Raw genomic sequence first — 24,051 nt, forward strand, 5'->3', positions numbered from 1 at the left:
TAAAAAGTGACCGATTGGCTTATTTGCAATTCTGAATGGCTGCGAGTGCTGCCGAGATGCCTTTGAGCGAATAGGTGTAATTTGTCTTCGTGCCGCGTTTGGACTGTGCCTGTACTTTCATCTCCGCGCCGCCACGCATCGCTGCGATCAGCTGCGGCTCTTCTGCTGCATTTTCCATCCAACCGGACTTGCCATTCACGAACATCGTGAAATTGCGATTGCCCACGGTCACAGTAACCTTGGCATTTGCATTGGTGTTCAACTCATAGCCAGCCATGAATTGTGGCTCGAGGTTGACGTTTTGGCCCGGCTTCTTGCTCACGAGGAAAAAGTTATCGCCATGATCAACATTGGCGGGTGCTTTCTGCGTCGGAACGGACAGGACATAGCAAACCTTGCCATTGGCAGACTGGTAGCTGTATGCGCCCCAAGCGTCGAACTGCTTAATCTGGGTCGGTGTCTGGGCGAGTGCTGAGCCTGCCATTGCAATCGTGAACACCGAAGCCGCGACGATCGATTTTCCAAGCATGATTTTTTACCGGTTCTCTTTCGTTTGCTTCAAAGTCGAATATCGGGATGTCGCCGTTCAACACGCCGCCCCGTTTGATGACCCTTAATGTGCCTTAATCAGGGTTACCAAACGGTGAAGTTTTGAAAGAAAACTTGAACGAGTGGGCCGAGGCCCAAAACCTGTTAATTTGACGGACATGGCACCTGAAATGACAAGAGCTGCGAGGAGAGACGTGAAGAGCGGGGTGTTTCCCCCGGTCAAGCGGCTCGACATAGCAGATCGCCAGTCATTTCGGTGTCCGGAGGATGTGACCCATCCGCCCGGCTACTTTGTCAAAGAAGCTCGAAAATGAACCACATTTCCTTCGCTTCTTCTCCTCGTATCCAAACGGATGGCCTCACACCATTTCCGTCAAATTAACAGGTTCTGGGCCTTAACCACCACGATCCCGTTGCCAAGTTCAATGAAAAGAAAGCGGCAAGAGTTTGTCATATCGCGTCAATTCCCGATGAGCGATGTATTCTACCGTCACAAATTTGTGAAACAGACTAAGCGGCTTCGCCGTCGTCACGCATTGCATCGCGGGCTGCAATTCTGTGCGCAGGCGTTATGTGTGTGCGTACAGCAGTCAGTGCTGCCATCAGAACGGCAACATCGTCGGTAAAACCAATCCCCACCAGCATGTCGGGAATAATGTCAAACGGCAGCACGAAATAGGCAAGTGCTGCCATCAGCGTCATGCGAACCCGAGTCGGGGTCTTTTCATCCAGCGCGCAATAATAAGCCGCAACAACTTCGTCCATGAAAGGCACCATCCGACCAGCACGACGTGCAGTCTTCCAGAACCCCTTTTTCACACGTTCGCTACGCTTTTCGTGGTCGCGCTCACTTCCGGGGGCTAGGATATCATCAATCTTGGTGCGATCCATAGTCAGTACTCCTGTCAGCCAGAGAGAGGGCTGTCACCACAAGAAGATGGGATTATTTCGCGTCATTTTCAAGTTTTCTGCCCGATGAGGCAGCGGTAGCCACTGCCAAAACCATCAGCTTTACCACGCCTCCCAAATCACCGGATTATGTATTTGCCCTTTTGGGGCCGAACACGATCTGATGGAGTGGAGCTATTCAATGCATTTAACTGGTTATGGCGAAAACTTTGTGCGCAGTGACCGGTCGAGCCAGTTCTATCGCGGCCATCAACTTGCAGCAGCACAGGATATTGGCGATCAGGTCGATATCGATGTGAAAGACGGCATTTGTTATGACATCACGGCCTATATGCGCTTCCTGCTTGGAGCCAGCATTTCCGAGCACACTTTACGCGGCACATCAGGACAGAACTGGATACCGTTGTTAAATTTCCGGGCTGGCGAATTGTGGAATGGCTATTCATCGCTGCCCTATGGGCGCGCCATCGGCTTTTACGATGTAAGAGCTGGCCACATTTTCCATTCGGCCGTTTCGGTGGGTGATGTTTTTATTCGCAGTATAAATGGCGGCGCACTCGGACAACAGTGGAGTGATCGCGTCGATCTCACCAAAGCACTGCCATACATCGCGAGAAACCGTGATGGCAGCTTCAATTTTCAAAAGAAGACTATTTTCGTTTATATTTCAAAGGTTTAAAGATATTTTTACTTGTTGGAGAATTGGTATTGTTTTTAACGCTCTTGGGTGAATATGCAGCAGATCTTCCTCTTTCTGAATATCTAGATTCCATGAAGGTAAATTTTAATAAGAATGAAAAATTTCAAAAATTAAACAGTATAGACTACAATAAAGCTGTCGCGATTTCTAATTTAGAGGATTTGGGTGGGAGTAAAAAATCAATCTTCTCATTTAAAAAAATAATCATTTAAAAACACCGGAAGAAAGCATTTTTTATGGCCATAGATTGTTGGACGGGCATCAGGACATTTTTGATTTCGTTTCACGGGGTGTTTGTCATGACGCTACGGCTTACACGAGGCATTTACTCGGATCTAAGTTTTCCGATCATAAACTGAAAACTAACTTGTCAAAAGATTGGATAGACGAGTTCAACTTTAAAAATGGTCAAGAGTGGGACGGGGAAAGATCGCTTCCAGGTGGAAAGGCCGTTGGGTTTTATAATGAATTGGGCGGCACCATTTTTCACTCGGGGATAGCGGTAGGTGGGACCGAGATAAGAGCAATCAACGGTCTCGATCTGGGGGCATCTTGGATGCACCCGGTAGATCTGAAATCAGTTTTGAGAGTGAGAAATCAGGATGGAACGTTTGATTATGATTGCAGAAAAATACGTGTTTTTATATCCGATGTTTGAGCCCTTATGAGGCTGATATGTTCAGCGCATGTTAAGAAAATATGCGAATCGGATGTCCAATTCCGTAATGCCGTTCTCGCTATGCGTTGAGAGTGTCACATCAACACGATTATAAACATTGAACCATTCCGGGTGATGGTCGAGTTTTTCGGCATAAAGCGCTGCACGCGTCATAAATCCAAAAGCGGCATTGAAGTCTTTGAACTTGAAACTCTTGCTGATTGCATCTCTGTCATCAAGCTTGTGCCAGCCTTCAAGCTCGCTGAGAGCTTGTTTCAGTTCTTCTTCTGTCAGCCTGTTGCGTGCCATCATATTTCGCCTATGTTGCGGTTCTGTTTATAACTTATCATAGCCGCGAGAGTTCCGTGACCCAATCAGCCCCAACCAGTATTCTGTTCGTCTGTGCAGGCAATATCTGCCGTTCTCCGCTTGCAGAAGGCGTGATGGCGCATGTTCTGGCTGAGCGGCGCATTGATCATGTGCTGATCGATTCGGCAGGCACGAACGGCTACCACACCGGCGAAGAACCAGACGAACGCTCCATCCGGGTTGCTGCAAAGCATGGCCTTGATATTTCTGAACAATCTTGCCGCCAGTTGACTGCAAGTGATTTCACCGGCTTTGATCTCATTCTTGGGATGGATCGTTACAATATGCGCATGATTGCGCAGCGTCAGCCTGCGAACACAACCGCGCGTATCGGACTTTTCACCGAAATAGCAGAGGGCAAAGCGGTGGAAATCCCCGATCCTTATTATGGAAATATCGGGGATTTCGAGCAGGTTTACCGGATGGTGCTTGCCTCTTCAAAGGCGTTGGCCGACCAGTTCTGGCGTGATGCAGGCACCAAAGGCCAGGCTTCTTCGACAATGTAAGGACCGCCCCCCACAGAATCGCGCGATGACATCAGTACGAAGCGACCCACCTTAAACGGCATTGTCGAGAAATTGCCGCGGGACGAGAGATATTGCACGACATCCTCAATGCGTGGATTTTTTAACCGTGCCAAAGTCACATGGGGTGTGAATTTGCGTGGATCGGCGGGAATTCGAAGCCGCTGGCAAATACGCTCAATTTCCCCTTGCAATGCGTTGAGTTCAGGCGAGGGGGAGACAGCCGCATAGATGCTGTGCGGTTTTTTTGAACCAAAAGCATCGACTCCGGACAGATTGAGCATGAATTCGGGACGTCGTACACGATCCAGTGCATTGGCAACTTCGTCGGCCACATGGCCTTCCACATCTCCAATAAAACGCAGAGTTATGTGGTAGTTTTCGACATCAATCCAGCGTGCGCCTGGGAGGCCGCCTCGTAATAACGAAAGCGAAAGCGCTGCGTCGCGCGGGATTTCGAGGGCAGTAAAGAGACGCGGCATTGAGCATCCTCCTCGAACGGTTCTGAGCCAGAGCGTCGTGTGGCTTGAGCCACGGGAGGACGCTCTGAGTTAGAGTGCCTGTGCATCGATCAGCAAAAAAAACGAATCTCTTTTTCCTCATCAATGTATTTCTCAGCGAATCATTCTTCGCCCTCTTGGGCAAGCTGTTTATGCTTGACGATTGTGTCAGCCGCCCGATGTCCCCGTCTTTTGTTCCGCTTTGAGGACTTTCTCGATTGTTGGCATGAAATTGCTGACCATGATTTCCACGCCCTTTTCATTCGGGTGCATGCCGTCTTCGAGCTGCAACTGCTTTTGTGCAGCAACTCCATCAAGGAAAAATGGATACAGTGGCACGCCATATTTTTGCGCAAGCTTCGGATAGATCGGGTTGAACTTGTCGGCATAATCTTTGCCCATATTGGGCGGGGCGATCATGCCAGCGAGAATCACAGATATGCCGCGTGTTTTGAGACGCGAGAGCATTTCATCAAGGTTCTTCTCGGTAATGTCGGGTGCAATCCCACGCAGCGCGTCATTGGCTCCGAGTTCCAGAATAACGAGATCTGTACCATCGGGAATAGACCAGTCGATGCGCGCCAGACCGCCGGTCGTGGTGTCGCCTGACACGCCAGCATTCTCAATGCTCACCTCATATCCTTTGTCATCGAGCGCTTTTTCGAGTTGCTGCGGGAAAGCGGCATTTGAAGGCAGAAGATAGCCCGCCATGAGACTGTCGCCAAATCCAACAATTTTGATGGGTGCCAGCTGTTCGGTTGGCAATGCGTCTTCAAGACCAGTTGGCTCTTCCTGCGCACGCGCAGCGGTAGCGATAAAAGACGCAGCTACGACAAAAATCGATAACCAAACCATGATCGAGTGTTTGAAACGCATCGTTAGCAACCCATATCTAGCTAATTGGTGGTGGATCCACCTACATGATTCCTTCTTGCGCAAAACAAGATCATTTTTGTGACGCGCTTTGGCTCTTAATATTCATATAGGAAGAAAAACGCGTGACGGAACAGGTGACTTCGCTAAATCATGGCCCGATCATCGAGCTAGAGAATGTTCATCTGACTCTGGGACATGCGGCATCATCCGTGCATGTACTCAAAGGCGTCTCGCTATCAATTGTCCAAGGGAAGTCTGTCGGCATCGTTGGTCCGTCAGGCTCGGGCAAGTCCACACTGTTGATGGTGCTGGCCGGTCTTGAGCATATTGATCAGGGCATGGTGAAAATCGCGGGCGAAATCATAAGCCAAATGACCGAGGATCAGGCAGCTGCATTTCGCGGCGCCAATATCGGGATTGTCTTCCAGTCCTTCCATCTTATTCCGAATATGACGGCACTGGAAAATGTCGCCGTCCCTCTGGAATTGGCCGGGCGCAAGGATGCTTTTGATGTGGCCGAACGCGAATTGCGTGCTGTGGGCCTTGGTGAGCGTCTTACGCATTATCCATCGGAGCTCTCGGGTGGTGAGCAGCAGCGCGTGGCGATTGCCCGTGCACTTGCGCCAAGCCCTAAAATCCTGATTGCCGATGAACCGACCGGTAATCTCGATACGGCAACTGGTCGCCAAATTGCTGATCTTTTGTTTTCCAAGCAGCGTGAGAATGGCCTGACCATGGTTCTTGTCACGCATGATCCCTCGCTTGCTGCCCGTTGCGATCAGGAAATTCCGGTGCGTTCAGGCCGTATTGAAGGGCCTTCGCAACAAGAGCCGGTCCTTGAAACAGCGGTGGCAGGCCGATGAGCAGGCTTGCTTCCTTCTCGCTCGCTCTGCGCTTTGCGCTGCGTGAAATGCGCGGCGGGCTTTCCGGCTTCTATGTCTTTCTGGCCTGTATTGCCCTTGGTGTTGCAGCGATTGGTGGCGTCAATTCTGTTGCACGCTCCGTCAGCACTGGCATTGCAGCCGAGGGACAGAGCATTCTTGGTGGCGACGTGAGCTTTGCGCTTAACCAGCGCGAAGCAAGCGCTGAGGAGCGCGCTTTCATCGACAGCCAAGGCAAGGTCGCCGAAAGTGCTACCATGCGCTCCATGGCGCGTCTGCCGGATGGGTCGGATCAGTCGCTGGTCGAAGTGAAGGCGGTTGATGCTGTCTATCCGCTTTATGGCACGTTGAAAGTAGTACCTGAGCTTTCGCTTGATGACATGACGAAACAGCAGGACGGAGCCTACGGTGCCGCTGTCAGTCAGGATTTCCTCAATCGTATGGGTGTGAAGCTCGGAGCCAAGGTTCTGCTTGGCTCGGAAACATTTGAGCTGCGTGCGCTGATTGAAAGCGAACCTGACCTCCTGTCGTCGGGCTTTAATTTTGCACCGCGTTTTCTGGTCTCAATAGATGGTCTTCGTGCATCCGGCCTGATTCAGCCCGGAAGCCTTGTCGATCATATCTATAAGGTTGCGCTACCGGATGGCGCCCCTGATTCCGCAATCGCGCAATTACGCGAACGCGCAACGAAAGATTTCCCCGATGCGGGTTGGAATATCCGTTCCCGCAACAATGCAGCACCGGCATTGACTGCCAATATTGAACGTTTTTCGCAGTTTCTCACGCTGGTCGGCCTGACCGCCTTAATCGTCGGCGGCGTTGGTGTCGCGAATGCCGTGCGTGCCTATCTTGATGGCAAGCGTGGCGTGATTGCGACGTTTAAATCGCTCGGCGCACCGGCGCGTTTTGCTGTGCTGGTCTATCTGGTGCAGATCATGGTCATCGGTTTGATTGGCATCCTGCTTGGTCTGGTGCTTGCCGCGATCATTCCGTATGCCGCCGCTTGGGCGCTTGCCAATTATTTGCCCGTTGCGGGTGGCGGTGGTTTCTTCCCGCAAGCGCTTGCTCTGGCGGCGGTCTTTGGGCTGATCACAACGCTTGCCTTTGCCATTATCCCGCTTGGCCGGGCGCGAAACATTCCAGCGACTGCACTGTTCCGCGAACAGGGGTTTGAGCAACGCGGATTGCCGCCATTTTTCTATCTGGCGCTTGCGGTTCTGCTGATTGCTGCTCTTGCAGGGCTCGCGCTTTACGTCGCTTATGATCGACGAATCGCTGCGATCTTCATCGTCTCATCCATTGCTGCCTTTGGTGTTTTGCGGCTGGTCGCGGATGGGATCCGCTGGCTGGCGCGTCGTGCGCCGCGTACACGCTCAACCGCCTTTCGTCTGGCGATTGGCAATATCTATCGCCCCGGCGCACTAACCCCTTCTGTTGTGCTTTCGCTTGGTCTCGGCCTCACGCTGATGGTGGCGATTGCGCTGATCGACGGTAATCTGCGTCGTCAGGTGACGGAGAATATCCCTGCACAAGCGCCGGACTTCTTCTTTGTCGATATTCAGAACAACGACATTGACGATTTCACCAAGCTTGTGAGCGGCATTGTGCCGGATGGCAAACTTACCTCCGGCCCGATGCTGCGCGGTCGTATCGTTGCTTTTAACGGCACCAATGTTCGTGACATGACCATTCCGCCGGAGGCTGCATGGGTGCTGCGCGGTGATCGTGGCATTACCTTTGCCGACAAAGTTCCTGAAAACTCGACGCTGACCGAGGGCGAATGGTGGCCGGAAAATTACTCCGGCGAGCCGCTTGTTTCTTTCGCAGAGCGTGAAGGCAAAGAGCTTGGGCTGAAGCTTGGCGATACGGTTACTGTCAATGTGCTTGGCCGTAATATCAATGCCAAGATTGCAAGCTTCCGGCAGTTGCAATGGGAAACATTGGCGATGAATTTCGTCATGGTGTTCTCGCCCAACACGTTTGCCGGTGCGCCTGCCACATGGCTTGCCACGCTGACTATTCCTGATGGTCAGAAGAATTTGGCTCCCGATGTTTTGCGGCAGGTTACAAAAACATGGCCAGCCATTACCACTGTGAGTGTGACGGATGCGCTTGATGTGGCGAATGATCTGATCAGCCAGCTTGCAACGGCAATACGCGCGGCAGCTTCGATTGCGCTTGCAGCTTCAGTGTTGGTGCTGGGCGGTGCTCTGGCTGCGGGTAACCGCGCCCGTGTTCACGACGCAGTGGTCTTGAAAACGCTGGGCGCCACGCGTGGCACGCTGATCAGCGCCTATATCATCGAATATATGCTGCTGGGTCTTGCAACGGCGGTCTTTGCGCTGGTCGCGGGCGGTGTCGCCGGTTGGTATGTGGTGGTGGAAGTGATGAAGCTCAAAGCACAGTTCCTGCCAGATGTTGCACTGATGACGGTTAGTGTCGCTCTGGTGCTGACTGTCGGTTTTGGTCTGGCAGGTACATGGCGTGTGCTGGGTCAGAAGCCTGCAAATGTGCTTCGGACCTTATGAAGCATTTGTAATGTGGAAGCTTAAAATCGCTTAAGCCTTTGGATCGCATGGATAATGCGATCCGTATTTCAACCAGCATTATCACGATTTTTTTCAAGTAGTACTTGTGTGAGAGGTTTAAAATCCCCATAATAAAACGCAGGCATGCTGGGGTCCCGCCAGCGGCGCCTGGGAGCGGCTCGAAATGAGCCTGACCTCGACACCGGACGGGACAACGCAAAAGGATTTAAGTCATGGCTGACTTTCGCAATATTCAGGCACAGCAGAGGCCGGTAGGTGGCGCTCGGGTTGGTGCCGACATCGATCAGGGCCTCCGCAGCTATATGCTCGGCGTCTACAATATGATGGCAATTGGTCTGGTTGTTACCGGCCTTGCTGCATTGGCTGTTTCATCGCTGGCCGTTACAACCGATCCGTCTGCAGCGGTTGCGCAGATGGCAAACGGCAAGATGCTTACTGCACTTGGTGCTGCTCTTTACACATCGCCGCTGCGCTGGGTTGTTATGCTCGCGCCGCTCGCAGCCGTATTCTTCCTGAGCTTCCGTATTGAACGTCTGTCGGTTTCGACCGCAAGCGCCGTTTTCTGGGGCTACGCAGCGCTCGTCGGTCTGTCGCTGTCGTCGATCTTTCTGGTTTACACTGGTCAGAGCATCGTTCGCACCTTCTTCGTGACCGCTGCTTCTTTCGGCGCGCTTTCGCTTTACGGCTACACAACCAAGCGTGATCTGTCGGCAATGGGCTCGTTCCTGATGATGGGTCTATTCGGCCTGATCATCGCTTCTGTTGTTAACATTTTCCTCGGCTCCACCGCGCTGCAGTTTGCAATCTCGGTGATCGGCGTTCTGATCTTCGCAGGTTTGACCGCTTACGACACGCAGTCGATCAAGGAAATGTACTTTGAAGGTGATTCTGCTGAATCGCAGGGCCGCAAGGTTGTTATGGGCGCGCTGCGTCTGTACCTCGACTTCATCAACATGTTCATGTTCCTGCTTCAGTTCATGGGCAACCGTGACTAATCACTTCGGAATAGAATGATGAGAAAGGGCAGCGGAAACGCTGCCCTTTTTGCTTTTCAAACGGGATACTTGGAGTCATGTTACAGCTGGTAATTTCAAACTGAGTCCCGTCCTTTCAACATGCCCCTTATTCGCGATTTCAAATTCACCGACATTGAAGCCATCACGACAATCTATACAGAGGCTGTGCTGAACGGCTCAGGTTCTTATGATATCGAGCCGCCGACACTTGAAGACATGACGCGCCGTTTCGCGAGCTTTGTCGAACAGGGCTTTCCAATTCTGGTTGCCGAAGAAAACGGGCTGGTTCTGGGCTATGCCTATATCAGCTATTTCCGCACTCGCCCGGCTTATCGCTGGCTTGCGGAGGATTCGATCTATATCGCACCCGATGCGAAGGGGAAGGGCGTCGGCAAGCTTCTGCTTGGTGAACTCATCAAACGCGCAACAGCGCTCGGCTTCCGCCAGTTGCTGGCAGTGGTTGGTGATGGCGAGCATAATATTGGCTCAGTAAAGCTGCATGAGAGCCTTGGCTATGTCCATTGTGGCCGCATTCAGGGTTCGGGCTTCAAGCATGGTCGTTGGCTCGATACGGTGCTTATGCAGTTGCCGCTCAATGGTGGCTGTTTGGTTGAACCCGGACCGATGCCGCTGACTGAATAAAAGCGCATCCCAAAAAGTGCGAAGCGGTTTTTGGATAAGATGCGCGTCAAAAAGAGCAGCATCCCAAAAAGTGCGAAGCGGTTTTTGGATAAGATGCGCGTTAAAAAGAGCAGCATCCAGAAAAATGTGAAGTGGTTTTCGGCTGAGATGCCTTCCTTAATTGCCTACGAGCTTCAGGCTTTTATCGAAAACGCGCAGCACGCGTTCAAGTTCGTGTCCGCGTTTCATAATCAGCCCGCTCGCAGCAATAACAGAATAAGCGCCCTGTTTCTGCGCAAGCTTTGGGTTTTTCTCAACACGAAACAGCGGAACTTCGCTGGTGCGCCGGAAGATGGAGAAAACCGCTCTGTCTGCAAGGTGGTCGATTGCATAATCGCGCCATGCACCTGTAGCAACCATCCGGCCATAAATATTGAGGATCTTTCCCAGTTCGTGCCTGTCGAAACGAACCGTCGGCGATTGCGGACGTGATTGCCCGAGAGGGATTACTTTTGGCGTTGCCGATGTAGGAGAAATGAGTTGCGATGATTGATCTTCATTCTCAGCGCTTGGAATATCCATTGTGTTCCTTTCATCGCAGAATGGGTCGTGAAGGGAATGAGCAAGCGGCAATATCCTGCTTCATAGTGCTATGGTGATGCTTTTATTAAATCTTTGCAAGGTTGTGTTTGGAGGCTAGCGCTCACTCTCTGATTGGTCTATACAAACCACATCCCAATTAGTTGTATATTAGCCGATCACGAAAAGAGAATGTCTGTTCTCAATGGTGATTGCTGGCCACATTTTGGCCTTGTCAAATTCGCATTCCGGCCCGATTCTGTGGCATATATTAGCGCGTTGCCTGAGACGGTTCGGTCCGGGTATGTCCGACCCCAAGCCCCCCGCCCAAAGGACTGCCCGAACCGAACCAACCTCTGACGGCTAGCTGTTCAGACAGCGGCAACATTTCCCGAAATCACAAAGTAATTTTATACGCTGAAACGTCACGCTTTGGGCTCAAAGAGCCAGCGAATTTTTCTGCTTGAAGATTGCTGCACCGTGAATAGGCCCAAGAGCCTTTTCACTGTTGCTTTCCTGCAAAAGGACCGCGCAACCGCTCACGTCCTTCCGGGTGAGTTCCGACGCTGGAAGCTCGATTTTCAGCGCTTTACCATCCCACATGCCGATTGTGTTGATGTCTGTCACGCTATTGCGATAGGTAACAGACTGACCGGCGTTTTCGCCTTTGTCGATCGGGATTGTCACCGAATCGCGCAGATAAAACATCACAATGTGCACAGGCTTTTCCGGCTTTTCACCGGCTGCAATCTCAATCGAAAGACGGCCGTCATCCAGCTTGGTAATTGAAACGGGCACACTGAGCTTGTTGTCTGTGAGATGCGCTTTCACGGCTTCCGCGTCATTGCCGTTCATTTCAGCAACACCATTGACGATTGCCTGCGGTGTATAAACCATCTTCGCATTGAATGAATTGCGATAGGCATTCTGGCGGTCAGTATTATCCTGAGAGGCAAGCGTATCGCGCCATCCCATATAATCCCAGTAATTGACGTGAAACGACAGCGCCAGAACGTTTGGATCATCCGCATAGGATGCCAGATTCTTGTCGGCCTGCGGGCAGGATTTGCAGCCCTGACTTGTATAAAGCTCAAGCACCGATGTGCGCGTGCTGCTGTCCTGTGCCTTAGCGACGCCACTCATTGACAGGCATCCAGTGAACGCCATCCCCAGTGCAGCACAAACACAACGCAGACCGGGAGCGCACTCGTCGGAAAGCCATGTATATGTCCCATTGAAAGGGGAGTGGAAGGTCACTTTGGTTTCATCCTGTTATAATTGACGCTGACATCTATTATGTAGGAATTGCGACGATCAATAGGAAGTCACGTTGCAGTGAGTTTTGTCGCAGTTTTTGTCATATGGGTGTTTCGTTTATCCCACGCTCGAGCTTGCTTGCGATAAGTGTGGCTCACGCACAATTATACAACGACGGGACTGAGAGAATATGAGGGCGAGTTTAAGAGAAAAGGCCATCGCTATTTGCGGTGAAAAAATCGCGAAGAAGGGCGAGACCGTCGGCATTTCCTTTTATGCATTCTTTGCCAATAAGAACTCAGACCCAGACCTGCTTATGGAAGCAGCGGAATGGTGGATTAAAACCCATAAGCTCGATCACTTTGAAAAAGCTCTCAAAATCAGGGAAATGATTCGTTCGGGGCTATAAATGGAAAAGCCGCCGGAATTCTCCAGCGGCCTTTTTGTTTTATAAACGCGCTGATTAAGCAGCGAGATCACGCAGAACGGTCTGCAAAATACCGCCATTCTTCATATAGTCGAGCTCGTCCAGCGTATCGATACGGCAGATCAATGGAACCTTCTTCACGGTGCCATCGGCATAGGTGATCGAAGCTTCAACCTTCTGGCGCGGGCGCACATCGGCAAGGCCTTCGATAGAGACGATTTCGTCACCCTTCAGACCGAGCGTCTGCCAGCTTGTGCCTTCTTCAAATACAAATGGCACAATGCCCATGCCAACGAGGTTGGAGCGGTGAATACGCTCAAACGACTGCGCAATCACGGCCTTCACACCAAGCAGATTGGTGCCTTTTGCAGCCCAGTCACGCGACGACCCATTGCCATATTCGACACCTGCAAAGATGACGAGTGGAACACCCTCGGCCTTATACTGCATGGCAGCATCATAGATCGAGGTTTCTTCCTTCGACGGATAGTGAATGGTGTAACCACCTTCACGTCCGTTTTCGCCCAGCATGTGATTGCGAATACGGATATTGGCGAAGGTGCCGCGCATCATCACTTCATGGTTGCCACGACGCGTGCCGTACTGGTTGAAGTCGGCAATGCCGACGCCGTGGTCAAGCAGATACTTGCCAGCAGGCGACTGGGCCTTGATGGAACCGGCAGGCGAGATGTGGTCGGTCGTGATCTTGTCGCCGAAAAGACCGAGCACCCGTGCGCCCTTAACATCTGCAATCGTGCCAGCCGACTTGCCCATGCCGACAAAGTATGGCGGGTTCTGCACATAGGTCGAATTGTCATCCCATGCATAGGTTTGACCAGCAGGCACCTGTACGGCTTGCCAGTTTTCGTCGCCCTTGAACACATCCGCATATTTTTCAGAGAAGACTTTGCGGGTTACGTTCTTGGCAATGAAATCCTGAATCTCAGCCGATGACGGCCAGATGTCACGCAGGAATACCGGATTGCCATCCTTGTCTTCGCCAAGAGGCTCCTTGGTCAGGTCTTTTGTAACCGTACCTGCAAGCGCGTGGGCAACAACCAGCGGCGGCGAAGCCAGATAGTTTGCCTGAACGTCAGGCGAAACACGGCCTTCAAAGTTACGGTTGCCGGAAAGGACGGCTGCCGCAATCAGACCTTTTTCATTGATGGTCTTGGAGATTGGAGCAGGCAAAGGACCGGAGTTACCGATACAGGTCGTGCAGCCGAAACCAACAAGGTTGAAACCAAGCGCATCCAGATCCTTCTGAAGACCAGCCGATTCAAGATAGGCGGCAACAACCTGAGACCCGGGCGCAAGCGAGGTCTTGACCCAAGGCTTTGTCTTCAGACCCTTGGCAACAGCATTGCGTGCCAGAAGACCGGCAGCAATCAGCACACTCGGGTTCGAGGTGTTGGTACATGACGTAATCGCAGCAATTGCCACATCGCCATGGCCGAGATCATAGTCTTCACCTTCAACCGGATAGCGCGTGGTCTGGCCGGATGTCTTTTTGTATTCGGTTTCAAGCGAGGTTGCGAAACCCGATCCGATGTTTTCCAGTGCAATGCGGCCTTCAGGACGCTTCGGACCAGCCATCGATGGGACAACGTCACCCATGTCGAGTTCAAGAATGTCAGTGAACACTGGATCTTCTGATCCGGCTTCACGCCACATGCCCTGTGCACGCGAATAGGCCTCAACAAGCGCGATGCGGTCTTCTTCGCGACCGGTCGTGTTCATGTAGTTGAGCGTCTCTTTATCGATCGGGAAGAAGCCGCAAGTCGCACCATATTCCGGGCCCATATTTGCAATGGTCGCGCGATCAGCCAGCGTCATGTTTTCGAGGCCTTCGCCGAAGAATTCGACAAACTTGCCGACAACGCCCTTCTTGCGCAGCATTTGCGTAACGGTGAGTACGAGATCGGTTGCAGTCACGCCTTCTTTGACCTTGCCGGTCAGGCGGAAGCCGATGACTTCCGGCAGCAGCATGGAAACCGGCTGGCCGAGCATTGCGGCTTCCGCTTCAATGCCGCCAACACCCCAGCCAAGAACGCCAAGGCCATTGACCATGGTGGTGTGCGAATCAGTGCCCACACAGGTATCCGGATAGGCGAGAGTCACGCCGTCTTCTTCTTTGGTCCAGACGGCCTGAGCCAGATATTCGAGGTTCACCTGATGGCAGATGCCTGTGCCCGGAGGAACAACACGGAAGTTCTTGAATGCCTGCTGGCCCCACTTGAGGAAGCGATAGCGTTCGCCATTGCGCTGATATTCGAGATCCACATTAGCCTTGAATGCATTGGGATTGCCAAATTCATCAACGATAACCGAGTGATCGATCACGAGATCGACAGGAACGAGCGGATTGATTTTCTCAGGGTCGCCGCCAAGCGCCTTGAGCCCGTCGCGCATGGCTGCAAGATCGACAACGGCTGGAACGCCGGTGAAGTCCTGCATCAATACGCGGGCAGGGCGATAAGCGATTTCAGCACCAGCGGAACCGCGATCTGTGAGCCATGCTGCAACAGCTTCGATATCTGACTTCTTGACGGAGCGGTCATCTTCAAAGCGCAACAGGTTCTCAAGCAGAACCTTCATGGAAAATGGAAGTTTGGAAATGCCCTTGAGACCGTTCTTTTCGGCTTCGGTCAAGCTGTAATAGACATAGTCCTTACCGTTAACGGTGAGGGTTTTGCGGCTTTTGAAACTATCGATGTTAGACACTTTAGTTCGTCCTCATGCTACTGGCCGGAAAACCAGGACGAACGCCTAAGCTTGCGTTTCAAGGACGCGCCAAGGTGCGGGTGCAGTCATTTCCGCTGTCCGTCCCGAAACCTGTGCTCTTGCAAGCGCCAAGTGTTTGAGATCGGCCAAAATTTGTTTCCACACCGACCGCTGGCATGGTAACTCTGATATAGGGAGTTTCTTATAACGATTCCAGACAGATTATCGTGAACGTCATCCCTTGCGGCAAAATGTTACGTTATCCCGGTCGGCTTTGTCAGGTTGACCCTAGGAGAGAATATGCGGCTTGGGGCCGAAAATCTGACGGGTGAACGTGGTGGCGAGACGATCTTCGCAAACCTCTCTTTTGAATTATCATCTGGCGAAGCACTGATTGTTACGGGTCCGAATGGTTCGGGAAAATCCACGCTGCTGCGGATCATCTGCGGATTGCTTGCGCCTGAATACGGCAAGATCACGCTCGTTGAAGCGCAAACCACGCTTCCCGTTCAGGCAGCGTCCCATTATCTCGGACACCAGAATGCAATGAAGCCCGCTTTGAGTGTGCGTGAAAATCTGCTGTTCTGGAAAAAGTTTAATGGAGCAGCGGCACTCGATATTGATGAAGCGCTGGAGGCGGTCGGTTTGCCAGGCGTTGAAAATCTGCCGTTTGGCTATCTTTCGACGGGTCAAAAGCGTCGCGTTTCCATCGCAAAACTGTTGATCAGCCACCGTCCGCTCTGGATTGTCGATGAGCCGACTGCTGGCCTTGATAAGGCATCCGAGGCGCGCTTCGCAGAACTGATGCGAAACCATATGCGTGACGGCGGCATGGTGATTGCAGCAACACATATTCCACTCGGCCTCGAAGGTGTCAAAACGCTCGACATGGCGCAATATTCGCCCGAGGTCGCGTGATGCTGGCACTGTTTCTGAGAGATTTGCGGTTGAGTTTCCGTGCTGGCGGCGGCGCGCTGATCGGCATCCTGTTCTTTCTGGCGGTGATTTCGGTGATGCCGTTTGGCGTCGGACCTGATCTTAATCTGCTATCGCGCATTGGCCCGGCCATGCTGTGGATCGGCGCTTTGCTGGCGACACTTCTTGGCCTCGACCGGCTGTTTCAGGCTGATCGCGATGATGGTTCACTCGATCTGCTGCTCATCGGCGCAGACCGGCACATGCTGGCTTTCACAGTTTTTGTGAAATGCTTTGCCCATTGGGTAGCGAGCGTTTTGCCGCTGGTGATAGCTTCGCCCTTGCTGGGACTCTTCATGAATATGGACTCGACGGCAACGGCCGCAACCACGCTCACACTTCTGGTGGGAACGCCTGCAATCGCCTTTATCGGCGCAGTGGGTGCTGCCCTTGCGGTCGCTCTTCCACGCGGCGGTTTGCTGGTTTCGGTGATCGTGTTGCCGCTAACCATTCCAGTGCTCATTTTCGGCGTGTCTGCTTCTTATGGCGCGACAGATGCTGTGGCACCTTTCTTTGCACCGTTTCTTATTCTCTGCGCATTGACTTTGTTTTTTGCAGTTTTGGGGCCGATCGCTGCGGCAGCTGCACTAAAAACGTCAGCGGATTGAGCATGATCCCGAAAAGTGGGAACCGGTTTTTGGGCCAGATCATGCTCGGCAGAGTGTCGCAGTTGATTGCGGTCAATTGAACGGCTTAACGCGTCAGGTATAAGTGTAAGTCATGACGAATGAGATTGCGAAAACCACAAGCTGGCTTGATCTGGCAAACCCCACGCGCTTTCTTGGCTTTGCAGGCCGGATTCTGCCGTGGCTGGCTATCCTTTCAGCGCTGTTTCTGGCTGCAGGGCTATATATGGTTTTCCTGTCGCCTGATGACTATCAGCAGGGGTTGACGGTCCGCATCATGTATATCCATGTGCCTTTCGCATGGCTTTCCATGATGTGCTATTCGATCATGGCAATCTCGGCGCTGGGTACGCTGGTCTGGCGTCATCCGCTGGCTGATGTTTCTATCCGCGCGGCTGCTCCGCTGGGTGCTGTTTTCACAGCGCTGGCGCTTGCGACAGGCTCGCTCTGGGGCAAGCCAATGTGGGGTACATGGTGGGTGTGGGACGCACGTTTGACGTCTGTTTTCGTGCTTTTCCTGATGTATCTCGGCATTATTGCGCTGTCGCGCACCATGGATGATCCGGCAAAAAGCGCTAAGCCCGTAGCCGTGCTGACATTGGTCGGCTTCATCAATATTCCGATCATCAAATTCTCAGTGGACTGGTGGAATACATTGCATCAGCCCGCTTCGGTGTTCCGCATGGATGGTCCGACCATTGACGGCTCAATGCTGCGCCCTCTTTTTGTGATGGCCATTGGTTTCACACTGCTGTTTTTGACCTTGCATATGATGGCCATGCGCAATGAAATCTGGCGTCGCCGCGTGGCAATGATGAAAAAGCTTGCCGCACGCAATGCAGATCGCAGCCGCCTGAAAAGAGAGCGCTCTGACGCGCAAGGGGAGGCTGTACAATGAGCCATTTTGCTTATGTGATGACGTCTTACGGGATTGCGGCAGCAGCCATTGCTATAACGATTGGCTGGATACTGATTGATCAGCGTATCCAGAAAAGCGAGCTGAAGCGGCTTGAGGCGCAGGGCGTGCGCCGCCGTTCAGACAAAGCATCCGGTTCTGCACAATGACTGAAGCGACAAACAAACGCGCAACCTGGGTTGCGCTGCTGCCGTTGATGATTTTCGTCGGTCTTGCCGCAATCTTTGCGGTGCAGCTCTTATCAGGTAAAGACAATACGACTATTCCGTCCGCACTCATCGGCAAGGATGCCCCACAAACCAATCTCCCGCCCGTGGAAGGTCTTTTGCAGGACGGCACACCTGTGCCGGGCCTTAACAGTGAAGACTTCAAGGGCAAACTCACACTTGTCAATGTGTGGGGATCATGGTGCGTTCCCTGCCGTCAGGAGCATCCGATGTTGATGGAAATCGCCAAGGACAAGCGCATCCGGGTGGTGGGCCTGAATTACAAGGATCAGCCCGAAAACGCTCGCCGTTTCTTAGGTGATCTCGGCAATCTATTTGCCGCAGTCGGTGCCGACCGTGCTGGACGCTCAGCCATCGAATGGGGCGTTTACGGCGTGCCTGAGACCTTCCTCGTCGATCACAGTGGCAAGATCGTCTACAAGCATGTCGGGCCATTCACGCCGGAGTCGGTCAAGAATGACCTGATGCCTGCGGTGGAAAGAGTACTGACCAACAAGTCATCTCAATTGTCTTATTGATAGATTTTACAGCTTGGATTTAGCTGATTTTAAAAAGAATGTTTACGAATATTCATTTTGATTGGGTGCTATATGCGAGCTTTTCTATCTATTATATTTTATTTGACACTAATCGGCAGTGCTTCATCTCAATATTTTCCACCAACTGACCCTTTGACAAATGTGGCTAATATTAGTTATGATGATACAAATAAAAATAGGCCGTTGAGGTATTTTTCATCTCTTTTTATTGAATATAAATTCAATGTTATTAGTTCTTCGCCAATTGGAACTCGTTTTGTTGCAACTCAATTTTGGCTTGATCCTTGGAATGGTAGGGGTGGGGGTGACACTCTTTATATGGGCATTAATCCCACACAACGAACACAAGACTATCCTGGACAGGCACACTTTTCGTATTTTGGAACGCAAGCGGGGACTTTGTATAGTTCAAACTGTTCAAGAGGCGCGGATGGTGGCCCGGGTGTATCTTGCGGAGTTACGCTTCCTACGCAGGAAAAGCATAAGTACAGGCTAAGTGCCAATATAACTGATGTTAATAATCAACATACCATTGTAAAGGGCATATTAGATGAGTGGGACGAAACCGGTAAATTCGTTCAGTCGGTTGTAATAGGTGAATTTGAAATTCTTCGTGGAAATATGGGTTTTAGCTATCCACAAGGGTGGGTTGAAGGGTCTTCTGACCCGTGTAGCGAGCTCGTTAAAACGGAAATTGAATTAAGTGCAATTTCGGTGCAAAATTTTGATAGTAAATATGGAAAATACAACATTCCTATTAAAACAATACCATCGAACAAATGTGGTGTTACATTGCTAAATTACCCAGATGAAAATAATTGGATTATAAAATACGGAGAAAAGTAAATTTATAATTTGTATATCAATTAATCAAGATAAAAGGATCAAAAGGATTGTAAAATCCCTTTGATCCAAATCTGTATTTAATCGGGTAATTTCCGCACCGCGCCCTTGGCAGCACTGGTTGCCATGGAAGCATAAGCCTTCAACGCGGTTGAAACCTTGCGCTTGCGCTGTTCCAGTGGCTTCCAGCCTGTTTCATTCTGCTCGGCGCGGCGTTGTGCCAGCGTTGCATCATCAACAGCCAGATGGATCGTGCGGTTTGGAATATCGATATCGATGATATCGCCTTCACGCACCAGACCGATCGTACCGCCTTCAGCTGCTTCCGGCGAAACGTGACCAATCGAAAGACCCGATGAGCCACCCGAGAAACGTCCGTCGGTGATCAGCGCGCAAGCCTTACCCAGACCCTTCGACTTGAGGTAGCTGGTCGGATAGAGCATTTCCTGCATACCCGGACCGCCACGCGGACCTTCATAGCGGATCAGCACAATGTCGCCAGCCTTGATCTTGCCGTTCAGAATGCCGAGCACGGCCGTGTCCTGGCTTTCAAAAATGCGGGCAGGGCCGGAGAATTTCAGGATGGAATCATCCACGCCTGCCGTCTTCACGATGCAGCCATCTTCGGCGAGATTGCCGTAAAGAACCGCCAGACCACCATCCTGACTAAACGCATGTTCTTTCGAGCGGATAACGCCCGTTTCACGGTTCGTATCAACGCTGTCAAAGCGGCGTTCCTGAGAGAAGGCCACCTGTGTGGGTACTCCGCCCGGTGCAGCCGAATAGAACTTATGCACCATTTCGCTGTTGGTACGGGTCACGTCCCAATGATCAAGCGCCTTGCCCATGCTTTCGCTGTGCACGGTTGGCAGGTCAGTATTGATCAGGCCTGCCTTGTCGAGCTGGCCGAGAATGCCCATGATGCCGCCGGCACGATGGACGTCTTCCATGTGAACTGTGTTGTTGGCCGGTGCGACCTTGCACAGAACCGGTACACGACGCGACAGGCGATCAATGTCCGCCATGGTAAAGTCGATTTCAGCTTCCTGTGCAGCAGCAAGAAGATGCAGAACCGTGTTGGTCGATCCGCCCATGGCGATATCAAGCGTCATGGCGTTTTCAAATGCCGGGAAGCTTGCGATCGAGCGTGGTAACACGCTTTCATCGTTCTGCTCATAATAACGGCGCGCAAGATCGACAACCAGATGACCGGCTTCGACAAAGAGACGCTTGCGGTCGGCATGCGTTGCGAGCGTTGACCCGTTGCCCGGTAACGACAGACCAAGCGCTTCGGTCAGGCAGTTCATCGAATTGGCTGTGAACATGCCTGAGCACGAACCGCAGGTCGGGCAGGCGGAGCGTTCAATCGCCTTGACCTGATCGTCTGTATAGTGATCGTCAGCCGCTGCAACCATAGCATCCACGAGATCGAGCTTCTTGACCTGATCGTCCCAGATAACCTTACCGGCTTCCATCGGGCCGCCCGACACGAAAACCACCGGGATATTAAGACGCAGCGATGCCATCAGCATGCCGGGCGTGATCTTGTCACAGTTGGAAATGCAGACCATCGCATCGGCACAATGGGCATTGACCATATATTCGACCGAGTCGGCGATCAGTTCACGCGATGGTAGCGAATAGAGCATGCCGTCATGGCCCATCGCGATACCGTCATCGACTGCAATGGTGTTGAATTCCTTGGCCACGCCACCCGCGCTTTCGATTTCGCGCGCGACAAGCTGGCCCAAGTCTTTCAGATGCACATGGCCCGGTACAAACTGCGTGAATGAGTTCACCACAGCAATAATCGGCTTGCCAAAATCCTCATCTTTCATGCCGGTGGCGCGCCATAGGCCGCGCGCGCCAGCCATATTGCGGCCGTGGGTGGTAGTACGCGAACGATAAGGAGGCATTTTCAAACCTTTTAGGAACTGTTCTAACTTTCAAGTCGGTATGACAGAACCTTTTCCGCAGAGCAAAGCGCAAATTGCCCCAGAGACTGCACTGGCGCACTATTTTGAAGGCACGTTGCATTCCACGGAAGATTCAGGCGCGCAATGAAAATTGCAGACACCGACGCAGTTAATCTAACATAAAATTGATATAATGCAAAAGATTTAAAGCTTTAAACGTAAGGAAATTTCTTAAAGCTCATTTGGTGCAAAGGCCATGGCATCATCGAGCAGCGCATTTGCGGTTTTCATCCGCTGTTCCGCAGCCAGACGAAACTCTTGCGGCAAGCGGTCAGGGTGGTTCTGTGCTGCAAAACTGCGTCTCAAGCGTTGTAGCTCAATACGCTTCATGTTGGAATGAAGACCGAGCTCTGCGCTTATCTGTGATGAGGACTGATGTTTCATACGCTGTGTGAGTTCGACATTTTGTTGATCGGGAGCGACAGCGTTATGGATAGTGTTTTCGACATCAAACAGATCAGGGCGCCCCGAAGATGCGTTCAAAGGATTCAAATCAGCTGCAAATATCGCTGAAGCACACCTTGCCTGGGTGTCACGTGATAACGCGTCCTCAATCTCAGCTGGCTCTGTCTGTTTAAGAACAGTCGCGAAGTCGGGAAAAAGACCACGCATTACAGACGTTGAGCCATTTGAGGTGATAAGGCCGACGCCAACGCACGCGTCAACACATATGGCGGTACTGGCTTATGAAAAACAGGTACTTCGGGATACCGCGACGAGAGATGTGGCGGAAATCCACCACCGGTGTGAATAACGACGAAAACGTTGCGGCTCTTCAACCTGTCAAGAATAGGTTCAAGATCACCGTCGGCCAAATTTACATCAAGAATTGCAGCATCAACATCTTGTTTGTTGATAAGATCAATTGCCTGTTTAACTGTGCCTACGGGGCCGACAACAGTGCCGTTGGCATCTTCCACAGTAGCGGCTACGTCAAGAGCGACGAAAATTTCGTCCTCAACGACCAGTATCCGCCTTTGTTCGAGATTGTCCATCGTCTTTCCAATGTCGCTTTCTGTTTAGTTTTCAGTAAACCCGTTTGCGCGGGCTATCACAGAAACAATGCGCAAGGACACAGGGAGGTTCCCTGAGCAAAAAGTATAACCCTTGAATGGTGAATCAAATCTTTACTGCGCGCGATGCTGACGATCTGTCATTTATACAAATCGCCAAAGCTTGCTTCGTAGCGCTAAAACGCTGTGAAGGTGAGTGTGGTGAGCGAGCGCACAATGTGCGGAATATTCAACACATTTTCATTGATGAACTTGCCGATATCGTCGCCTTCTTTCACATAAATTTTTGCCAGAAGATCATACTCTCCGCTGGTGGAATAAAGCTCTGATACGATCTCACGCTTATACAAAATATCTGCAACGTCATATGTCTTGCCAGGCGCGCATTGCAATTGCAGGAACACAGGTTTCATATTTCTTCCTTTCGCCAACGGCCAGCCAAGATCGACCAGCATTGTTGGCTCGTTATCTCGACTGGTTTCAAGCATGGCCATATAGCTTAAATTAAGTGCGTTTGATAGTTTTCAGCTTGCTGGTTGATTTACTGAATTGTGTTTTTAACCGATGAGAGAGATAAGATTTTATGGATGTCGAGATAAGAAAATAATTGATGCTTTATGTACTGCCAGCCGTTCTTATTGTTTTTTCATTGGCCTTTGTCATCGTTTGGGGCATCGATAGACGGCGCACTTATCTGTTGTGGTGCGCCCTGTGCTTTTCCTTCATCGGTTTAGCTATGCTTTCACAGCTGGTTGATATTCCGGCTGATGATGCCTTCAACACAATGTTGACAGCGACCATCTATGTCTTGGGTATCTTGGCAGGCGGACATGGTATTCTTCAGAGATCTGGCCTCCGCATTCCTTTTTGGTTCTGCAGTGCCAGTCTCGTTTGTATTTTTAGTGGTGTCGTCTATTTCCTATATGTCTCACCGAGCCTGATTGGCCGGGTATATGTTGTTAATTTTGGTCTTGCTTTCATGATCTTGACGATCGTGTGGTTTTTGAGACGTCTAATAAAGGGAACGACTGCCGATAGAGTGACGCTCGGCATGCTCCTCCTCGTTGCTTTACAGTTTTTCCCACGGACTTTGCTGACAGCTCATTCTGTTTCCGGTGAAACGGCAATCGATTTTGCCTTTACGCCGTTTTGGCAATGGACTGTATTTTCAACAGCAGTTGCATCGCTGATCGCCGGATTGGTGTTGTTCGCGGCCGTTGGTGCTGATCGCTTGAGCGAACTCGCGCATGAACGCGACAGTGATCCGCTAACAGGTCTGCTCAATCGTCGCGGGTTTGAAGAGCGTATGCGGGCGGCCGAGCGCAGCAATCTTTCCGGGTGGATTGTTGCTTGTGACATTGATCATTTTAAAACGATCAACGATCTCCATGGCCATGCAGTGGGCGATGCTGTGTTGAAAGAGTTTTCAGATATTCTTCAATCTTATTCTGGTGATCGCAATTTAACGGCGCGTATCGGAGGTGAAGAGTTTATTCTTTATCTCGACGATATGCCTTCCGATGAAGCCTTAGCTCTGGTGGAGACAATTCGCGAAACTGTGAATAATCGACAATTTGCGCGTTTGTCGGCAGATGAGCGTGTTACGTGTAGCTTCGGCGCTGCTAAGCTCGACAGTCAGGGGCATTTCTGGAAGACGGTCGAAGCGGCGGACAAGATTTTGTATGCAGCCAAGGAAGCAGGAAGGAACCGAACGTTCTTTGGACCATGATACTGTTTAATGTACTAAGTAATTTATTGATAAAAGTTTTTTCGATAACAATGATGTGAGTGTCGACG

General features: G+C 51.4%; 28 protein-coding genes. 16 read left to right on the top strand and 12 right to left on the bottom strand.

Annotation, left to right across the window (positions count from 1 at the left end):
- Positions 1–19 precede the first annotated feature (19 nt).
- Complete coding sequence (locus U2P60_RS10280) at positions 20–529, bottom strand: invasion associated locus B family protein (RefSeq protein ID WP_313827725.1); 510 nt, start codon at positions 527–529, stop codon at positions 20–22.
- 530 nt (positions 530–1,059) lie between these two features.
- On the bottom strand, positions 1,060–1,440 hold the full coding sequence (locus tag U2P60_RS10285) for a YkvA family protein (protein ID WP_313827726.1): 381 nt from the start codon (positions 1,438–1,440) through the stop codon (positions 1,060–1,062).
- A gap of 199 nt (positions 1,441–1,639) precedes the next feature.
- Between U2P60_RS10285 and U2P60_RS10290 the strand changes: the two genes are divergently transcribed.
- The 3 genes from U2P60_RS10290 (at position 1,640) to U2P60_RS10300 (ending at position 2,816) form a co-directional block, all read left to right on the top strand.
- A complete protein-coding gene (locus tag U2P60_RS10290) occupies positions 1,640–2,137 on the top strand; it encodes a hypothetical protein (protein WP_413572488.1) in 498 nt (165 codons plus the stop codon).
- Between the two features lie 29 nt (positions 2,138–2,166).
- Entirely contained in the window at positions 2,167–2,370 is a 204-nt protein-coding gene (locus U2P60_RS10295) for a hypothetical protein (RefSeq protein WP_413572489.1), read from the top strand.
- Between the two features lie 155 nt (positions 2,371–2,525).
- Positions 2,526–2,816, top strand: coding sequence for a hypothetical protein (locus tag U2P60_RS10300; protein WP_413572490.1), 291 nt, complete (start codon positions 2,526–2,528; stop codon positions 2,814–2,816).
- Positions 2,817–2,837: 21 nt separating this feature from the next.
- Here the strand turns inward: U2P60_RS10300 and U2P60_RS10305 are convergent, their stop codons facing one another.
- On the bottom strand, positions 2,838–3,125 hold the full coding sequence (locus tag U2P60_RS10305; RefSeq protein WP_413572491.1) for a 4a-hydroxytetrahydrobiopterin dehydratase: 288 nt from the start codon (positions 3,123–3,125) through the stop codon (positions 2,838–2,840).
- A 56-nt stretch (positions 3,126–3,181) separates the two neighbouring features.
- On the opposite strand from U2P60_RS10305, the gene U2P60_RS10310 reads away from it, so the two are divergent.
- Entirely contained in the window at positions 3,182–3,691 is a 510-nt protein-coding gene (locus tag U2P60_RS10310) for a low molecular weight protein-tyrosine-phosphatase (protein ID WP_413572493.1), read from the top strand.
- On the opposite strand, the gene thpR is transcribed toward U2P60_RS10310, so the two are convergent.
- Positions 3,601–4,191: an RNA 2',3'-cyclic phosphodiesterase gene (thpR, locus tag U2P60_RS10315; RefSeq protein WP_313827730.1), complete on the bottom strand. Its 591-nt coding sequence runs from the start codon at positions 4,189–4,191 to the stop codon at positions 3,601–3,603. The genes U2P60_RS10310 and thpR overlap by 91 nt on opposite strands.
- 186 nt (positions 4,192–4,377) lie before the next feature.
- Positions 4,378–5,085 carry an arylesterase gene (locus tag U2P60_RS10320; RefSeq protein WP_413572494.1) on the bottom strand — a complete coding sequence of 236 codons (708 nt, stop codon included), beginning with the start codon at positions 5,083–5,085 and terminating at the stop codon, positions 4,378–4,380.
- Positions 5,086–5,219: 134 nt separating this feature from the next.
- Between U2P60_RS10320 and U2P60_RS10325 the strand changes: the two genes are divergently transcribed.
- From U2P60_RS10325 to U2P60_RS10340, 4 genes are all read left to right on the top strand, one after another.
- A complete protein-coding gene (locus U2P60_RS10325) occupies positions 5,220–5,948 on the top strand; it encodes an ABC transporter ATP-binding protein (protein ID WP_413573752.1) in 729 nt (242 codons plus the stop codon).
- A complete protein-coding gene (locus U2P60_RS10330; protein ID WP_413572496.1) occupies positions 5,945–8,494 on the top strand; it encodes an ABC transporter permease in 2,550 nt (849 codons plus the stop codon). The genes U2P60_RS10325 and U2P60_RS10330 overlap by 4 nt, the downstream gene beginning before the upstream one ends.
- Positions 8,495–8,727: 233 nt before the next feature.
- Positions 8,728–9,510: a Bax inhibitor-1/YccA family protein gene (locus tag U2P60_RS10335; protein ID WP_413572497.1), complete on the top strand. Its 783-nt coding sequence runs from the start codon at positions 8,728–8,730 to the stop codon at positions 9,508–9,510.
- 120 nt (positions 9,511–9,630) lie between these two features.
- Positions 9,631–10,173, top strand: coding sequence for an N-acetyltransferase family protein (locus U2P60_RS10340; protein WP_313827735.1), 543 nt, complete (start codon positions 9,631–9,633; stop codon positions 10,171–10,173).
- A gap of 156 nt (positions 10,174–10,329) precedes the next feature.
- Here U2P60_RS10340 and U2P60_RS10345 read toward each other — a convergent pair whose 3' ends face one another.
- Both U2P60_RS10345 and U2P60_RS10350 read right to left on the bottom strand, forming a co-directional pair.
- On the bottom strand, positions 10,330–10,734 hold the full coding sequence (locus U2P60_RS10345) for a DUF2794 domain-containing protein (RefSeq protein ID WP_413572499.1): 405 nt from the start codon (positions 10,732–10,734) through the stop codon (positions 10,330–10,332).
- A gap of 435 nt (positions 10,735–11,169) precedes the next feature.
- A complete protein-coding gene (locus U2P60_RS10350) occupies positions 11,170–11,904 on the bottom strand; it encodes a DUF1223 domain-containing protein (RefSeq protein ID WP_413573754.1) in 735 nt (244 codons plus the stop codon).
- A gap of 274 nt (positions 11,905–12,178) precedes the next feature.
- On the opposite strand from U2P60_RS10350, the gene U2P60_RS10355 reads away from it, so the two are divergent.
- Positions 12,179–12,397 carry a DUF6500 family protein gene (locus U2P60_RS10355; protein WP_413572502.1) on the top strand — a complete coding sequence of 73 codons (219 nt, stop codon included), beginning with the start codon at positions 12,179–12,181 and terminating at the stop codon, positions 12,395–12,397.
- Between the two features lie 54 nt (positions 12,398–12,451).
- Here U2P60_RS10355 and acnA read toward each other — a convergent pair whose 3' ends face one another.
- Positions 12,452–15,139: an aconitate hydratase AcnA gene (gene acnA / locus U2P60_RS10360; protein WP_313827738.1), complete on the bottom strand. Its 2,688-nt coding sequence runs from the start codon at positions 15,137–15,139 to the stop codon at positions 12,452–12,454.
- Between the two features lie 300 nt (positions 15,140–15,439).
- On the opposite strand from acnA, the gene ccmA reads away from it, so the two are divergent.
- The 6 genes from ccmA to U2P60_RS10390 all read left to right on the top strand — a co-directional run bounded on the left by ccmA (position 15,440) and on the right by U2P60_RS10390 (position 19,268).
- Positions 15,440–16,057 (top strand): heme ABC exporter ATP-binding protein CcmA, encoded by a 618-nt coding sequence (gene ccmA / locus U2P60_RS10365; RefSeq protein WP_413572504.1) that lies wholly within the window; start codon positions 15,440–15,442, stop codon positions 16,055–16,057.
- On the top strand, positions 16,057–16,722 hold the full coding sequence (gene ccmB, locus U2P60_RS10370) for a heme exporter protein CcmB (RefSeq protein ID WP_413572505.1): 666 nt from the start codon (positions 16,057–16,059) through the stop codon (positions 16,720–16,722). The genes ccmA and ccmB overlap by 1 nt, the downstream gene beginning before the upstream one ends.
- A 112-nt stretch (positions 16,723–16,834) precedes the next feature.
- Positions 16,835–17,638: a heme ABC transporter permease gene (locus tag U2P60_RS10375; protein WP_413572506.1), complete on the top strand. Its 804-nt coding sequence runs from the start codon at positions 16,835–16,837 to the stop codon at positions 17,636–17,638.
- Positions 17,635–17,805 carry a heme exporter protein CcmD gene (gene ccmD, locus U2P60_RS10380; RefSeq protein WP_413572507.1) on the top strand — a complete coding sequence of 57 codons (171 nt, stop codon included), beginning with the start codon at positions 17,635–17,637 and terminating at the stop codon, positions 17,803–17,805. The genes U2P60_RS10375 and ccmD overlap by 4 nt, the downstream gene beginning before the upstream one ends.
- The gene (locus U2P60_RS10385; protein WP_413572509.1) at positions 17,802–18,401 is read left to right on the top strand and encodes a DsbE family thiol:disulfide interchange protein; all 600 of its coding nucleotides are present in this window, start codon (positions 17,802–17,804) and stop codon (positions 18,399–18,401) included. Before ccmD ends, U2P60_RS10385 begins: the two co-directional genes overlap by 4 nt.
- A 72-nt stretch (positions 18,402–18,473) precedes the next feature.
- Positions 18,474–19,268, top strand: a complete 795-nt coding sequence (locus U2P60_RS10390; RefSeq protein WP_413572510.1) for a hypothetical protein — start codon at positions 18,474–18,476, stop codon at positions 19,266–19,268.
- A gap of 77 nt (positions 19,269–19,345) precedes the next feature.
- On the opposite strand, the gene ilvD is transcribed toward U2P60_RS10390, so the two are convergent.
- The 4 genes from ilvD to U2P60_RS10410 form a co-directional block, all read right to left on the bottom strand.
- Positions 19,346–21,181, bottom strand: coding sequence for a dihydroxy-acid dehydratase (ilvD, locus tag U2P60_RS10395; RefSeq protein ID WP_413572512.1), 1,836 nt, complete (start codon positions 21,179–21,181; stop codon positions 19,346–19,348).
- 231 nt (positions 21,182–21,412) lie between these two features.
- Entirely contained in the window at positions 21,413–21,853 is a 441-nt protein-coding gene (locus U2P60_RS10400; protein WP_313827746.1) for a hypothetical protein, read from the bottom strand.
- A complete protein-coding gene (locus tag U2P60_RS10405; RefSeq protein ID WP_313827747.1) occupies positions 21,853–22,236 on the bottom strand; it encodes a response regulator in 384 nt (127 codons plus the stop codon). Before U2P60_RS10405 ends, U2P60_RS10400 begins: the two co-directional genes overlap by 1 nt.
- Positions 22,237–22,430: 194 nt before the next feature.
- Positions 22,431–22,667 carry an Lrp/AsnC ligand binding domain-containing protein gene (locus U2P60_RS10410; protein WP_313828586.1) on the bottom strand — a complete coding sequence of 79 codons (237 nt, stop codon included), beginning with the start codon at positions 22,665–22,667 and terminating at the stop codon, positions 22,431–22,433.
- A 197-nt stretch (positions 22,668–22,864) separates the two neighbouring features.
- On the opposite strand from U2P60_RS10410, the gene U2P60_RS10415 reads away from it, so the two are divergent.
- Positions 22,865–23,983: a GGDEF domain-containing protein gene (locus U2P60_RS10415; RefSeq protein WP_313827748.1), complete on the top strand. Its 1,119-nt coding sequence runs from the start codon at positions 22,865–22,867 to the stop codon at positions 23,981–23,983.
- Positions 23,984–24,051 lie beyond the last annotated feature (68 nt).

It is taken from the genome of Brucella sp. H1_1004, from assembly GCF_047308065.1.
Lineage (GTDB): Bacteria > Pseudomonadota > Alphaproteobacteria > Rhizobiales > Rhizobiaceae > Brucella > Brucella pseudogrignonensis_B.